The organism is Collinsella aerofaciens (assembly GCF_015555045.1).
Taxonomy (GTDB): domain Bacteria; phylum Actinomycetota; class Coriobacteriia; order Coriobacteriales; family Coriobacteriaceae; genus Collinsella; species Collinsella aerofaciens_W.
Map to the genome: position 1 here is coordinate 102,120 of NZ_JADNJQ010000003.1, position 13,597 is coordinate 115,716.

The following is a 13,597-nucleotide window of genomic DNA, read 5'->3' on the forward strand; positions in this document are numbered from 1 at the left end:
AAGGAGTCAACGTGTTTTCGTATATTAAGCGCCATTGGCCTGTCTACGTGATTTTGACCTTGATTGCCATTGCGTTAGGATTTGGGGCTGCCTACATCGTGGGTGCAAAGGGCTCGACCCCCGCCTCCGCAATCAGCGAAGAGGTGGAGCAAGAACAGAGTACGGGTGCCGATGGGATTCCTGAGTCCGAGCAGGCAATCGTTGATGGTGGATCTTCGCCTGCAGAGTAGATACGGCGATTTACATGATTGAAAGCGGGCGAGCCAGGGGACTGGCTCGCCCGCTTTTTCATCGCGCTAGCGCTTCTTTGGGGTCGACCTAAGGCGAGCGAACCATAGGGCTGCAGCACCCGAGGTCAGGAGCGCGGTGATGCAAGCGGCGATGGGAACTGATCCTGTTGCCGGTAGGTCCTGCAGTAGGGTACAGCGTTGAATGACACGGTCCTCGTCATGTGACTCAAGTTTATCGCCGCCGCCGTTGCGGCAAAGATCGACGCGTGCGCTGTTGGTGAGTGCGGTTTGGGGCGTATAAGCCGACGTCGCCTGCATGTGCACGATTGCGCCCCGAGCGTCTGTGCCAAGGATTGCTTTGGCATCGTCAAGGTCGTCGTGCTCATCTTTGAGATCATCGCGGGTCCAAGAATCCGCATCGCTTCGAGTCGTAAAGTCGGCGGCTACCGCACCGTATTCAATTCGAATGCCCGTTACGACGGTATTGGGTGTAAGGTCGAGCTCTTCCGCCTCGAGTGTGGTGGATTCCGTGGTCGAGACATCCGCCTTCCAGAGGCGCCAGCCGTCGTAATCGACGAGGCGACAGTCCTCACCAAGGCTCTCTTTTACTTCGTCGGACTCAAGCCAAGGATTTTCGTGTCCATCGTCAAGTGTCGCGTTCGCCGGTTCATCGACGTCTGTCGAGTCCAACGGCGTCGTGCGATACCACACGTTGCACAGACCGTTGAGGTCGCCGATGGCGACGGGGGTTTCGATTGAGATGAATCTCGCCGTGCCGTCTTTGGCGCACTCAAGATCATCGGTAATCGTAAACTCATCAACCCAAGTAGCGGAATCGTTTCGAGCATCGATGGTATAGGAGAAAAGCCCATCACTATTGGTTTGCGTCGTGGCGCGGTTTTTACCATCGCCGTTAGCCAACAGGCCCTTTTCGATAGGTTGGACAAGTTCCTGACGCTTGTCGACCTGCCCCTTGATCTCGATGGGCGCATCCTTCATCGCGACGGATTGGACTTCTCCCGTATCTTTTATTTCAAACGTTATCTCCTCGGCAAGGTCATAGGTCCGCGGAGACATCATTTCGCGCAACGAGTAGGTGCCGGGTGCAAGATGTTCGACGCGGTGTGGCTTGTCGGATGAGGTCCAGGAGTCTATTTCGGTTTTATCGGGACCATATAAGGTGAGCTGTGCGCCTTCCACTTCCTGCTCGCCGCTTGCATCGACCTTGGAGATATCTACCTTGGTGTAATCGTCGGATACGCTAAGCCGTGCTTCTACAACGGGTGTTTTCTGGTCGGCATAAGTAAGGTCGACAATATGGGATGTCCGATCGAGTAAGAAGCCTGCCGGCGCTTGAGTCTCGACAACCTCGTAGCGTGCGGTGCCAGATCCCAGCGGGAGGTCGTCCGCGCGTGCTTCTCCAGTTTCATCCGTCGTGACGGCAGCGACAGTCTCACCGTCGAGCGCGGCAATGCTACCGTCGGGGCGCACGATATCACCCGAGGCACGGATCTCAAAGACGGCGCCCGCGAGGCTGCTGCCGTCTACGGCATCGGTTTTAACGATCCTGATGTTTCCGGTCGCGGCGTGGTCATAATACGAGGCGATTACAACGGGCGTTAGGTTCATGTCGGCGGGTATGTTTACCTCGATCTCTTCGCCGACAAGATAGGGCTCTTTGGCCGAGGCTTCGCGTACATAATAGGTGCCCGGCACGAGCGATTCTGGCAGTGTGACGGTCCCGGTCGCGTCAGTCGTAAAGGTGTCCATTACGTTATGTGCTGGATACCAGCAAGTTTGTGAGACAGGTTCGTGATTGCTGTCGAGGAGTTGGAAGGTGAATCCGGCTAGTGGAACAGAAGCGCCTGTTTGGGCATCGCGTTTTACAATCTGGAGATGCGTCGACAGAGCGTGGTTGTCCACGATATATTGAAGCTCGGCGCCGTTGGAAATCTGATTGGCCCCGACGGTCCATTCCCCTGCACGTTTAAAACCCTCGGGGACGGTTTCCGGAACCTCGCGAATCGTGTAGCCGGCACGGTCGTATGGGACGGCTCCGTGGACACCGGCGGGTCGCTTGCCTGTGCCGAACCATGCTTCGGGCTGATCTTTGGTGGAGGCAAAGCCATAGATGTTTGTGGTCAATGTGCCAACAACCTGCTGAGAGCTGTTGCTGACAACTTCAAAGACAACACCACCCGCCGGCTGCTCCAGGCCGGATTGGTCGCTATTGCCGTAATCCTTGAATTTGGAAATCTCAAGGTCAAACGCAATGGGGATATCGGAAATGCGAGATTCGATCTCGACTACGCCTGAATCGCCGAGCTGGTCGGCTCCAACGGTATAGGTCCAGCTGTCGTTGGATGGCAGGTAGCCCTCGGGGGCTTTTGATTCGTAGATGGTAAAGGTTCCTAAGGGGACATCGACGAGGGTAGCCCGACCGCTTTCGTCAGTCGTGAGAATTTGCGCCCATCCAGGGGTTGATTGCGACACACACGTGAACTCTGCTCCTGCGAGTGAAGATCCCGCCTGGGGGCCGGCATTCGTCGCGGCATCGAGTTTTACGATACGCAGATTGATGGTGCCGGGCTGTTCATCAATGGCGACCTTTCCACCGTCATTCCCCGTGGTAAAGGCGATGCGATCGCGACGGGGGACATAGCCGGCCGGCGCCTTCGTTTCAACTAGGTAGTATGCCGTGTTGGGCAGAAGTGTTGCCTGCGCTCGACCGTTGCTGTCCATCTTGATGGTGCCGACACGCGCGCCGCTGGTGCTCTCAAAAATATCGAATGTTGCCCCGGTAAACTGATAGGTATTGTTTCCGCTGGTAATAACGGTGTTAGCAGACTGCTTCTGGAAGGAAACAGAGACCGCCGGCAGTACATAGAGCATGTCTTGACGTTTGCTGCCGCCCGATACGGCCCCTAGATAGCGTCGCGCGCGGTGCGGAGCGGCTTTGATGCTTCCTGATTTTGCGCTGTCGTGGAGCCACCGCGCAGCCGCCACGACTTCATTGTCGGCGGTAAAGTGTCCGCTCTTGGTTTTACCCTGAGCGGTCGTGTAGGAGTAGGTGCCGTCGACATGGGTAGTGCCGTTGAGCATCCATACGGCAAGCTGGGTGGCGGCGCGGGCGCGATCGGGTGAAAGATGGTAACCGCCAAACGACGTGGCGGTAGGATATCCGTGACAAACGATTGCCGCGAACTCGTCGTCGAGCCACACCCAGCCTTGATCAAAGTTGAGCCATGGGCCGCCCGGTTTGGTGGGACCGGGGCGCTCCTGGTTCATGCAGTAGGCAATCGAGGTGTCTTGAGCTTCATACTTGCCGATGAAGAAGGGTCCACAATCATCGCTAATAGTGCGGAAGCCGAGCTGGTCGTAGCCATCGACGGCAAATGAGGCTCCCGGTGCCAGGCAGCCGAAAAGCAGGAAGAGGAGCAGGAGCAGCGGACCTGTTGCGATTGCGCTGTGGACAGAGTGCGTGGGTGCGTTGGACATGGCTGCTCCTTATCCCTCGTGCGCCGCACGGGGAGGCTGCGACGCGTAGGATGAGGCTACCCCCGAGGTTCATGCGGGTAAGTACCGGAGCCTGACCAAAAGCTTGCCCAATTCCTGACAAATTGAGCTCAAATACAACAATCAAGCAAAAGCGCAGGTAGAAGATAAGGGGAACAGGAAGCCAAAGGTCCTCGTCTCCACAATTGACGCGATTTTCAAACGAATCTCCACAGCTAAAACAAGCATCGCCACCCTTGTATCGAACAAGACAACCGCGTTATACTATCCTCCACATATGCGGGCATCGCCAAGTGGTAAGGCATCAGCTTCCCAAGCTGACACTCGCGGGTTCGAGTCCCGTTGCCCGCTCCAGTTAAGAGCACAAGCACGGCACCATCACGGTGCCGTGCTTTTTTCAATAAAGTGCCGGGACTCGAACCCGACAGGGTGCGAGCGTTAAGCAAACGCGAAGCGTTTGTAGCGAGCAGGCGAAGGCGCCGACAGGCGCCTGAAGCCGGTGCGGATTTGCGAAGCAAATACGCGGACGTCCCGTTGCCCGCTCCACCGAGCGCGGAAGACCTCGGGACGGCCAATTCAACAAAGTCTCCCCCATCGTCTCCGTGAATCCGAGGAGATCGCCGCAGCCGGTGCGCGTCCGCGACGCGGGCGCGCGGACGTCCCGTTGCCCGCTCCATGGAGCAAGGAAGATTTCGGGAATGGTAGATTCAGCCCGCTTTGCTCCCACACTTCCCCGGATCTCGGTATGCCACTGAAGCCGGTGCGCATTTGCGAAGCAAATGCGCGGACGTCCCGTTGCCCGCTCCAATTCCAAAATGTTAGGTTAATGCCTGCTGCCCATACTTGCACCTGCACACGGTACAATGGTTGGGTTACGACCAACGTGCCAATAACCAAAAAGGAGCCGCTATGATCGATCGCTATACCCGCCCGGAGATGGGACACATCTTCTCCCTCGAGAACAAGTACGCCATTTGGCAGGAGATCGAGGTCTTGGCCTGCGAGGCCCAGGCGGAGCTCGGCAAGATCGGTATTTCCAAAGACGAGGCCCAGTGGATCCGCGACCATGCCGACTTTGAGAAGGCGAAGGTCGATGAGATCGAGGAAGTCACGCGCCACGACGTCATTGCCTTTCTGACCAACATGAAGGAATACATCGATGCCGATGTTCCCGAGGACGACCCCAAGCCCAGCCGCTGGGTTCACTATGGCATGACCAGCTCCGATCTGGGCGACACGGCCCTGTGCTACCAGCTCACCCAGGCCTGCGACCTGATCATCGAGGACGTCAAAAAACTCGGCGAGATCTGCAAGCGTCGCGCCTTTGAGGAGCGCAACACGCTCTGCGCCGGCCGTACTCATGGCATCCATGCCGAGCCGATGACCTTTGGCATGAAGTTTGGCTCTTGGGCCTGGGAGCTCAAGCGCGATCTGGACCGTCTTGAGGATGCCCGCAAGAACGTTGCCTTTGGTGCCATCTCGGGCGCTGTCGGCACGTACAGCTCCATCGAGCCGTTTGTCGAGGAGTACGTCTGCGAGCACCTGGGCCTGGTTCACGACCCGCTGTCCACGCAGGTTATCAGCCGCGACCATCACGCCTATCTCGCCGGCGTTCTCGCCACCACCGCAGCCACCTGCGAGCGCATCGCGACCGAGGTCCGCAATCTGCAGAAGACTGATACGCTCGAGGCCGAGGAGCCGTTCCGTAAGGGCCAAAAGGGCAGCTCCGCCATGCCGCACAAGCGCAATCCCATCACCATGGAGAAGGTCTGCGGTCTGTCGCGCGTCGTGAAGTCCAACGCCCAGGTCGCCTTCGATAACGTCGCCCTGTGGCACGAGCGTGACATTTCGCACTCCTCTGCCGAGCGTGTCGCCCAGGCCGATAGCTTCATCGCACTCGACCACATGTTCCAGTGCCTCATCCGCGTTATCGACGGCCTGCAGCTGTACCCTGCCCGCATGATGGCCAACCTCAATAAGACCCGCGGCCTCATCTTCTCCTCCAAGGTGCTGCTCGCCCTCGTCGATACGGGCATCACCCGCGAGGACGCGTACGCCATTGTGCAGGAGAACGCCATGGCAACCTGGCACGAGGTACAGGATTGTGTCTCCGGCCCCACCTTTAAGGAGCGTCTCGAGGCCGACCCGCGCTGCACCGTCAGCCAGGAGAAGCTCGACGAGATCTTTGATCCATGGGACTTCCTCACCCGTATCGACACGGTCTTTGATCGTCTGGGGCAGCTGAGCTTCGAGTAGGTTCGGGCATAACGTTAGCTTTTTAGGGCGCTTTGCTGGTAATGTGTGTTGCCGGCAAAGCGCCTCGTTGCATTTAGGGAAAGACGGGGATAATAGTCGTCTCGAATAACATTCTGAGAGGGGATCGCATGATTTCGTTTGATTACAAGCCTCAGGGCGTGTGTGCTCGCAATATTCACCTTGACCTTTCCGATGACGGCAACAAGGTGATAGGCGTTGAGTTTACCGGTGGCTGCGACGGCAATCTCAAGGCAATCTCCAAGCTGGTCGAGGGCGCTCCTGCCGATCGCGTAATCGAGGTTCTCGCCGGTAATACCTGCGGTATGAAAAAAACCTCCTGCGCCGACCAGCTTACGCGCGCCATCGAGGCCGCTCGCGCCGAGATCGCCTAATGGGTATCGCCGATCACATCAAGAACGGAATATCGCGTCGCGGCTTTGTACTCGGTGGGGCTGCCGCGGGCGCTGCCACGGTGCTTGCCGGATGCTCGAAAAAAACGGGCACCAGCGATGATGCCGCCGGCGAGCCGCAGGTTATCAAGGACGATTCCAAGATCATCTCGATTACGGATGAGTACGAGGCAGTCGACATCGATCTTGAGCCGGCGGCGTCGTGGACGCTGCCTCTGGGTACGCTGCTGTACTACTGCGACGGCGATTACGCCGCGGCGATGATGGCGCCCGCATCGGCGCTGCACGCCAACACACTCGGTGTGCTCAACCTGGGTGATGGCTCGCTTACCACATTAATCGAGGATCCTATCGAGGGCACGGGATATGCATTCTACGATGTCCGTGCCGGCGACGGCGTATTCGCGTGGGTTGAGATGAACTTTGCCAATTCATCGTGGAAGCTCTACGCTCAAAATCTGTCGGGCGCTTCGCTCTCTGGCGACGTGGTTGAGCTCGATCGAGGTGGCAAGGACTATGATCCGCCCCTGTTTACGGCGTTCGGGTCATCGGTCATCTGGTATAAAATGCCTTCGGCAGGCGGCAATAAAACGAGTAGTGATTCGTTTTGCTATCGTCGCTCGCTTGATGAATCCAAGGCCGAGGTAATTTGGAAATCGACGGGCCGCTTTGCATCGGCCCCGCGCGCGAGCGACGGCATTTTGACCATCTCGCCGCGTGTCCGCAACGACGAGGGCGTCTACTACGGCATAACGGCAATCGATCTGACCGACGGCAACAACACCAAGCGTGCCCAGTTGGTCCTCCCTTCGTCAGTTTCGCCTTTCGAGGCCGTATATATGGGCGATACCTTCGTGTTTTCTATCGAGGCGGCCTATAGTGGCGTGGGCAGCCTGGGCAATATGGGCACGTATATCGGTAATGAGGGAGGGCCGTACCTCTTCCTGTCACGCGAGCCGCTCGCATGTGCGGCTGGCAAGAAGAATAAATACCTTGTTAAGGTACAGGCGTCGCATTTCCTGATCGACACCTCTGCCAAGACCTATGGCTCGCTGCTGTCGCCCGACCGCGCTTTGGAGTATGGCGATTATCCAGCTACGGCGGGAAAATCGGACTCATTCCTTACGTACGCCACGGTGCGCAACAGCCAGGGTATACCAGAGACGGTCACTGCACGCCTATTCTCTCTTTAAGCTTAGAGGGGTTAAAAAGGCGCCAACAGGGGAATAAACGCGTTGTAATTGTGAGTACCGCCCGCCGAGCTGCCGCGTCATAGCGGCATCTGGCGGGCTCAGGTGCGTTAAAATGGGCTTGTTCTTAGCTAATTGAGACAGGGGGGCCGTGTTATGGCTTCAGATGCAAAAAAGATTCTGCTGGTCGAGGATGAGAAGGCAATCCGTGACGCCGTCGCTGCCTATCTCGAGCGCGAAGGCTACTGGGTTGTGGGCGTCGGCGATGGCCAGTCCGCGATCGAGGAGTTCGAGAAGCATCAGTTCGACCTGGTCGTGCTCGACCTTATGCTCCCCAAGATCCCCGGCGAGCGCGTTTGCCGCACCATTCGCGATACCTCGGATGTCCCCATCATCATGCTGACGGCTAAGGGCGAGATCGAGGACCGTATTATCGGTCTTGAGCTCGGCGCCGACGACTATCTGATTAAGCCGTTCTCGCCGCGCGAGCTCGTCGCCCGCGTTCGCGCTCTGTTCCGCCGTGCCCATCAGGCCGACGAGCCCGCCGTCGAGGTACTCGACTTCGGCGATCTGGTCATCGATATCTCGGGCCACAAGATCTTGGTCGAGGGCAAGGAAGTCGATCTGACGGCTTCCGAGTTCAAGCTGCTCACCACGCTTGCCCGCCATCCCGGCCGTGTGTATAACCGCATGGAGCTGGTCGAGAAAGTGCTCGGGTATGACTTTGAGGGCTATGAGCGCACCATCGATAGCCACGTGAAGAATCTTCGCGCCAAGCTGGGCGATGATCCCAAGAAGCCCAAGTGGCTCTACACCGTCCATGGTGTCGGCTATCGCTTCGAGGCTCCGGCCAAGACCGATAAGTCGGACGAGAAATAGGGAAATCACATATGACACCTGCGCGCTTTGAAATCGGACAAAAGCACAAGCAGGAGAGCGAGGCGGGTTCCAAGGCTAGTTGGAACACGCCTCGTTCCGATTCACGGCCAACGATGAGCTATCCCTCGCGCATGGCACTTGCTTTTGCTCTGACATCGCTCATGACGGTATTGGTGCTGGTGGGCGTTGTCTCTGTTGTGTGGGGCACGGTCTTTTCGGATTACACACGCTCCAATATCGTCGAAATCGCAAATTCCGCTGCCGAGAAGTTGGCGACCTCATATGAGGAAAACGGCTCTTGGACCGCGGGAGAACTGCGCACGGTCGCAACGTCGAGTTTGGTTTCCGACGATCTGGGCATGCAGGTCGTCAATAAAAAGGGTGTGATCGTTTATGACGATTCCTGGCCCTCGGCAAGCGCCACCGCCGATGTACGCGAAAACCAGGCTACGACCGACGACACGAGCGGCAAGAGGGCATCGCATAGCCCGGTCTCGTCTGCTCCAACCGACTCCGATAGCGTTGCTAACGTCGAGATTGTAACGTCTTCCGGCGAGCATGTCGGACAGGTAAAGCTGTGGGCCATCGGCTCCGACGCTCTGCTCACCAAGGCGGACTCTGCGTTTAGGGAGAAGACCTTTAACGCCATGGCCCTCGCCGCGGTTGTTGCAATCTGCATTTCGGTCGTTATCGGATCGCTCGTGTCGTGCATGCTCACCAAACCGATTCATCGCATCACCAGTACCGCAAAGCAAATCCGTGACGGCGACCTGTCGGCTCGCACGGGGCTGCGCGGTGATGACGAGATCGATCAGCTGGGTGAGACCTTCGATGAGATGGCCACCTCGCTCGAGAAGGATATGAAACACGAGAAGCGCCTGACCTCAGACGTTGCACACGAGCTTCGCACGCCGCTTATGGCCATGCTCGCAACGGTCGAGGCCATGCAGGATGGCGTGTATCCCACCGACGATGAGCATTTGGAGACCGTTGCTTCCGAGACGCGTCGCCTGGCTCGTCTGGTGCAGCAGATGCTCGACCTATCGCGTATGGAAAACAGCACGGCTCCGCTCAATCTAGAACCGGTGGACATGGTTCCGTTCGTGCGATCGATTGTGAACGGCCAGGCGCGTCTGTTTGCCGACCGTGACCTTCGTCTTCGCTTTGCAGATGAAACCCAAGGGCACGACGATGTCGTCGAGGCCGATCCCGACATGATCACGCAATGTGTTATCAACCTCATGAGCAACGCCATGCGCTACACCCCCGAGGGCGGTTGGGTCGTGGTGTCGGTGCTCAGTGACCGCAGGCACGTCAGCATTGCCGTTTCTGATACCGGCATCGGTATTGCCAAGGACGATCTGTCGCGCATTTTCGGGCGGTTTTGGCGCGCCGATGCCAGCCGCGCCCGCGAAGCTGGCGGCCTGGGCGTCGGCCTCGCCGTGACCAAGCAGATCGTCGAGCGTCACCATGGCTACATATCCGTGGAGTCGGAGCTTGGAAAGGGTACGACTTTTACAATTCATCTGCCCCGCGAGCACACGGCGGACGCGGCATCTACTACAATGGAGCACTAGCTTTTCGCTATTCGGTGAAGGAGGGGCCGCGTCCCTGCCGCTCCGAGTTTGCGAAAACATGCGGGAAAGAACCCGCATTTCTGTCGTATTTAGGTAAGGAGTGACTCACGTGACAACGATGGAGCGTCGTCCGGATTCCCGTGGCAAGGTTCGTGATATTTACGATGCCGGTGAAAACCTGCTGATGGTCGCCACCGACCGCATTTCTGCGTTCGACTTCATTCTTCCCGACGAGATTCCGTTTAAGGGAGAGGTGCTCAATCGCATCTCGGCATTCTGGTTCGATAAGTTTGCCGACATCGTTCCCAACCATCTCGTTTCCATCGACCCGGCGGATTTCCCCGAGGAGTTTGCTGAGTATCGTGACTACCTCGCTGGCCGCGCCATGCTGGTTAAGAAGGCCCAGACGATTCCTATCGAGTGCATCGTCCGCGGCTATCTGACCGGTTCGGGCAAGAAGACCTACGACGAGAACGGCACCGTCTGCGGCATCCAGCTGCCTGAGGGCCTGACCGAGGCTTCCAAGCTTCCCGAGCCGTTGTTCACGCCGTCCACGAAGGCCGAGATCGGTGACCACGACGAGAACATCTCGTTCGAGCGTTGCTGCGAGATCGTGGGCGAGGACATCGCCACGCAGATTCGTGACCTTTCCCTCAAGATCTACAAGGCCGCTGCCGAGTACGCCGCGACCCGTGGCATCATCATTGCCGACACCAAGTTCGAGTTTGGTGTCATCGATGGCAAGGTCACGCTGATCGACGAGTGCCTCACGCCCGACTCCAGCCGTTTCTGGCCTGCTGCCAGCTACGAGGAGGGCAAGATCCAGCCTAGCTACGACAAGCAATTCGTCCGCAATTGGCTCAAGGCCAACTGGGATATGACGGGGGAGACCCCGCACCTGCCCGCCGAGGTCATCGATGGCACGTCCGAGCGCTATCGCGAGGCCTTCCAGATCATCACGGGCTCCCAGTTCACAAGCATGAAGGAGAACGCATAAGTGAGTACCCGTAGCGCCACGAACAAGCGCACGCAATCCCACGAAGTTACCGGGGTTGCGCGCAAGTCTGCCGCATCTGCTAAGCCCGCCCGCCAAGCAGCGAGCTCCGTTCGCGTCGTGCCGGCTTCGTCTAAGGCACGCCGCAAAGAGCTCGAGAAGGGCGAGAACCTCGAGGGCCTCTCTAAAGAGGAGAAGCGCGCCCGCAAGGCTAAGCAGCGCGCCAAGGAGGACCGCATCTATACGGTGTCGAATATCCTCCTCAAGCAGGACGAGGACTACACCAAGCGCCGTCGCATCTGGTGGATTGTGCTCGCCATTGGCATGGTGCTCGTCGTGGCAATTTGGGCCTCGCTGTACTTCGCTCCCGCTGGCATGGTGTCCAGCCCTGTCCAGATGGTCGGCATCGTTTTGTCCTATGTCATCATCCTGGGTGACTTTATCTACGACTTCGCTCGTATTCGTCCCTTGCGCAACATGTACCGCGCGCAGGCCGAGGGCATGTCCGAGAACAAGCTCAACGCTCTTATCGAGCGCGCAGCTGCCGAGGAGGACAAGAAGGACTCCAAGAAGAAGTAGCGTTTGCATACATACTTATCGCTAAGATATAAGGCGCGTCGTTTTTGCGGCGCGCCTTTTTACTGTTCTATAGATAGATGGAGTGGCACATGATTCGAGCTGCCCTGACGGTCGAAGAGGCCCTGGAGGGTATGAAGTCCCTGGAGCCCAAGATTAAAAACTATGCGCGCCTGGTTGTCCGCAAGGGCGTAAACGTTAAGCCCGGCCAGGAAGTCGTCGTTCAGTCTCCGGTTGAGTGCGCGCCGTTTGCGCGCGTGGTGGTCGCGGAGGCCTATGCTGCCGGCGCCGGCCACGTGACGGTCATCTGGGCCGATGATGCCGTGACGAGGCTCACGTACGAGCATGTCGAGAAAAGCTATTTTGAGCAGACGCCCGAGTGGAAGCGCCTGCAGCTGGATTCCCTGGCCCAGGACGGTGCCTGCTTTATCTTTATCGAGGGTGCGGACCCCGCCGCCCTTAAGGGCATCGATCCCGCTAAGCCCGCTGCAGCTTCTAAGGCAAAGAACACGCAGTGCAAAGTTTTCCGCCGTGGACTGGATTACAACATCAATCCGTGGTGCATCGCCGGCGCTCCGGTCGTGGCTTGGGCGCGCGAGGTGTTCCCGGGAGACGCCGATGAGGTTGCAATCTATAAGCTGTGGAATGCGATTCTGCACACCGCTCGCGCCGATGGCCAGGACCCAGAGAGCGACTGGGAGCTCCATGACGCCGCATTCGAAAAGAACCTGCGTTTCCTGAACGGCAATCGTTTCGACTGCCTGCATTACACCGCGGCAAATGGAACCGATCTGACGATTGGCATGACGAAGGGTCACGAGTGGGCCGGCGGCAAGGGCAAGACGCCCGATGGGCACCCCTTCTTCCCCAACATTCCCACCGAGGAAGTCTTCACTTCGCCCGATCGCATGCGCGCCGACGGTATCGTGTACTCGGCCATGCCGCTCATCCACCACGGCAATAAAGTCGACGATTTTTGGATTAAGTTCGAGGGCGGCCGCGTGGTGGACTACGACGCCCGCGTGGGCAAGGCAACGCTCGCAAGTATCATCGATACTGACGAGGGCGCTGCTCACCTGGGAGAGGTCGCGCTCATTTCCAAGAACACGCCGATCCGCGAAAGTGGTGTTCTGTTCTACGATACGCTCTATGACGAGAACGCTAGCTGCCATCTCGCGCTAGGTGTCGGTTTCCCCGAATGCATCGAGGGTGGGTACGACATGTCCAAGGAGGAGCTCCTGGAGCATGGTGTTAACGTCTCGAGCACGCACGTCGATTTTATGATCGGCACGGACGACATCGATATTACGGGCATTACGCCTGATGGACGTGAAGTTGTGATTTTCCAGAACGGCCAATGGAGTTGGGAATAGTCCCAGACCGTGGTACAATGCCACCCGCGGGCCGTTAGCTCAGCTGGCAGAGCAGGGGACTTTTAATCCCAAGGTCCAGGGTTCGAACCCCTGACGGCCCACCCAAAGATTGTTGAGACGGTCAACTTCGGTTGGCCGTCTTTTTTGTTGCCGGTGCACGGGTTCGAACCCGTATCTATCTATATATAAGAACGCTTGGCGAACAAAACCCGCCTTTTACCGATGGGAAACAAATAGCTGATGCCTTTGGAGTAAAGTAGCGCTCCAGAGATGACCGATGTCTCAATACTCATAAAACAGCTGGTCATCGCCAATATCAGAAGCCAATGCTTCAGTTTTAACCTCAGTGACGCGACTGAGGGATCTATTCATTTGTGAACAAAATATGGAGTGCGCGATTCCCGCCCACGGGGCCCCTCCGGTCTGGCAATATATCTCCTTGCCGCGCGGCCCGGTCGGACCGGATGAGCCGCAAAGCGTGCACCTTGAGAACCGGATACTGCGAGGATGGACACTTCAAGTGTCGCATCCGGGCAGACATCGAACCATTTGAAATGGTCTAACTTGGATTTGTTTTTCGCAAGGCCGCCGAGAGG

Annotated in this window: 11 protein-coding genes and 2 tRNA genes; 11 read left to right on the forward strand and 2 right to left on the reverse strand. The window is 57.8% G+C overall.

From position 1 onward, the window contains the following. The first annotated feature begins 11 nt into the window (after positions 1-11). Positions 12-230 (forward strand): hypothetical protein, encoded by a 219-nt coding sequence (locus I2E45_RS02270; RefSeq protein ID WP_195444065.1) that lies wholly within the window; start codon positions 12-14, stop codon positions 228-230. Positions 231-296: 66 nt separating this feature from the next. Here the strand turns inward: I2E45_RS02270 and I2E45_RS02275 are convergent, their stop codons facing one another. Then, positions 297-3,728, reverse strand: coding sequence for a SpaA isopeptide-forming pilin-related protein (locus tag I2E45_RS02275; RefSeq protein ID WP_195444067.1), 3,432 nt, complete (start codon positions 3,726-3,728; stop codon positions 297-299). Between the two features lie 297 nt (positions 3,729-4,025). Here I2E45_RS02275 and I2E45_RS02280 point away from each other — a divergent pair. From I2E45_RS02280 to I2E45_RS02325, 10 genes are all read left to right on the forward strand, one after another. Beyond that, a tRNA-Gly gene (locus I2E45_RS02280) sits at positions 4,026-4,100 on the forward strand. A 555-nt stretch (positions 4,101-4,655) separates the two neighbouring features. Beyond that, positions 4,656-6,002 (forward strand): adenylosuccinate lyase, encoded by a 1,347-nt coding sequence (gene purB, locus I2E45_RS02285; protein ID WP_195444070.1) that lies wholly within the window; start codon positions 4,656-4,658, stop codon positions 6,000-6,002. Between the two features lie 128 nt (positions 6,003-6,130). Further along, a complete protein-coding gene (locus I2E45_RS02290; protein WP_022093796.1) occupies positions 6,131-6,394 on the forward strand; it encodes a TIGR03905 family TSCPD domain-containing protein in 264 nt (87 codons plus the stop codon). After that, positions 6,394-7,605 (forward strand): twin-arginine translocation signal domain-containing protein, encoded by a 1,212-nt coding sequence (locus tag I2E45_RS02295; protein ID WP_055310311.1) that lies wholly within the window; start codon positions 6,394-6,396, stop codon positions 7,603-7,605. The genes I2E45_RS02290 and I2E45_RS02295 overlap by 1 nt, the downstream gene beginning before the upstream one ends. A gap of 153 nt (positions 7,606-7,758) precedes the next feature. Continuing rightward, positions 7,759-8,481, forward strand: coding sequence for a response regulator transcription factor (locus I2E45_RS02300; protein ID WP_006236208.1), 723 nt, complete (start codon positions 7,759-7,761; stop codon positions 8,479-8,481). A gap of 11 nt (positions 8,482-8,492) precedes the next feature. Further along, complete coding sequence (locus I2E45_RS02305; protein WP_195444072.1) at positions 8,493-10,058, forward strand: sensor histidine kinase; 1,566 nt, start codon at positions 8,493-8,495, stop codon at positions 10,056-10,058. 118 nt (positions 10,059-10,176) lie between these two features. Beyond that, a complete protein-coding gene (locus I2E45_RS02310) occupies positions 10,177-11,055 on the forward strand; it encodes a phosphoribosylaminoimidazolesuccinocarboxamide synthase (protein ID WP_035136481.1) in 879 nt (292 codons plus the stop codon). Beyond that, on the forward strand, positions 11,056-11,631 hold the full coding sequence (locus tag I2E45_RS02315) for an ABC-2 transporter permease (protein WP_022093792.1): 576 nt from the start codon (positions 11,056-11,058) through the stop codon (positions 11,629-11,631). Between the two features lie 89 nt (positions 11,632-11,720). Further along, positions 11,721-13,001 (forward strand): aminopeptidase, encoded by a 1,281-nt coding sequence (locus tag I2E45_RS02320; protein WP_195444074.1) that lies wholly within the window; start codon positions 11,721-11,723, stop codon positions 12,999-13,001. Between the two features lie 28 nt (positions 13,002-13,029). Further along, a tRNA-Lys gene (locus I2E45_RS02325) sits at positions 13,030-13,102 on the forward strand. A gap of 267 nt (positions 13,103-13,369) precedes the next feature. Here I2E45_RS02325 and I2E45_RS10370 read toward each other — a convergent pair. Then, positions 13,370-13,597, reverse strand: a 228-nt coding sequence (locus tag I2E45_RS10370; RefSeq protein WP_229058785.1) for a hypothetical protein, incomplete at its 5' end; no start/stop codon positions are given.

Coding starts and splice junctions, on each gene's coding strand:
- I2E45_RS02320 (WP_195444074.1), top strand. CDS start 11,721: ATGATTCGAGCTGCCCTGACGGTCGAAGAGGCCCTGGAGGGTATGAAG.
- I2E45_RS02290 (WP_022093796.1), top strand. CDS start 6,131: ATGATTTCGTTTGATTACAAGCCTCAGGGCGTGTGTGCTCGCAATATT.
- I2E45_RS02275 (WP_195444067.1), bottom strand. CDS start 3,728: ATGTCCAACGCACCCACGCACTCTGTCCACAGCGCAATCGCAACAGGT.
- I2E45_RS02305 (WP_195444072.1), top strand. CDS start 8,493: ATGACACCTGCGCGCTTTGAAATCGGACAAAAGCACAAGCAGGAGAGC.
- purB (WP_195444070.1), top strand. CDS start 4,656: ATGATCGATCGCTATACCCGCCCGGAGATGGGACACATCTTCTCCCTC.
- I2E45_RS02310 (WP_035136481.1), top strand. CDS start 10,177: ATGGAGCGTCGTCCGGATTCCCGTGGCAAGGTTCGTGATATTTACGAT.
- I2E45_RS02300 (WP_006236208.1), top strand. CDS start 7,759: ATGGCTTCAGATGCAAAAAAGATTCTGCTGGTCGAGGATGAGAAGGCA.
- I2E45_RS02295 (WP_055310311.1), top strand. CDS start 6,394: ATGGGTATCGCCGATCACATCAAGAACGGAATATCGCGTCGCGGCTTT.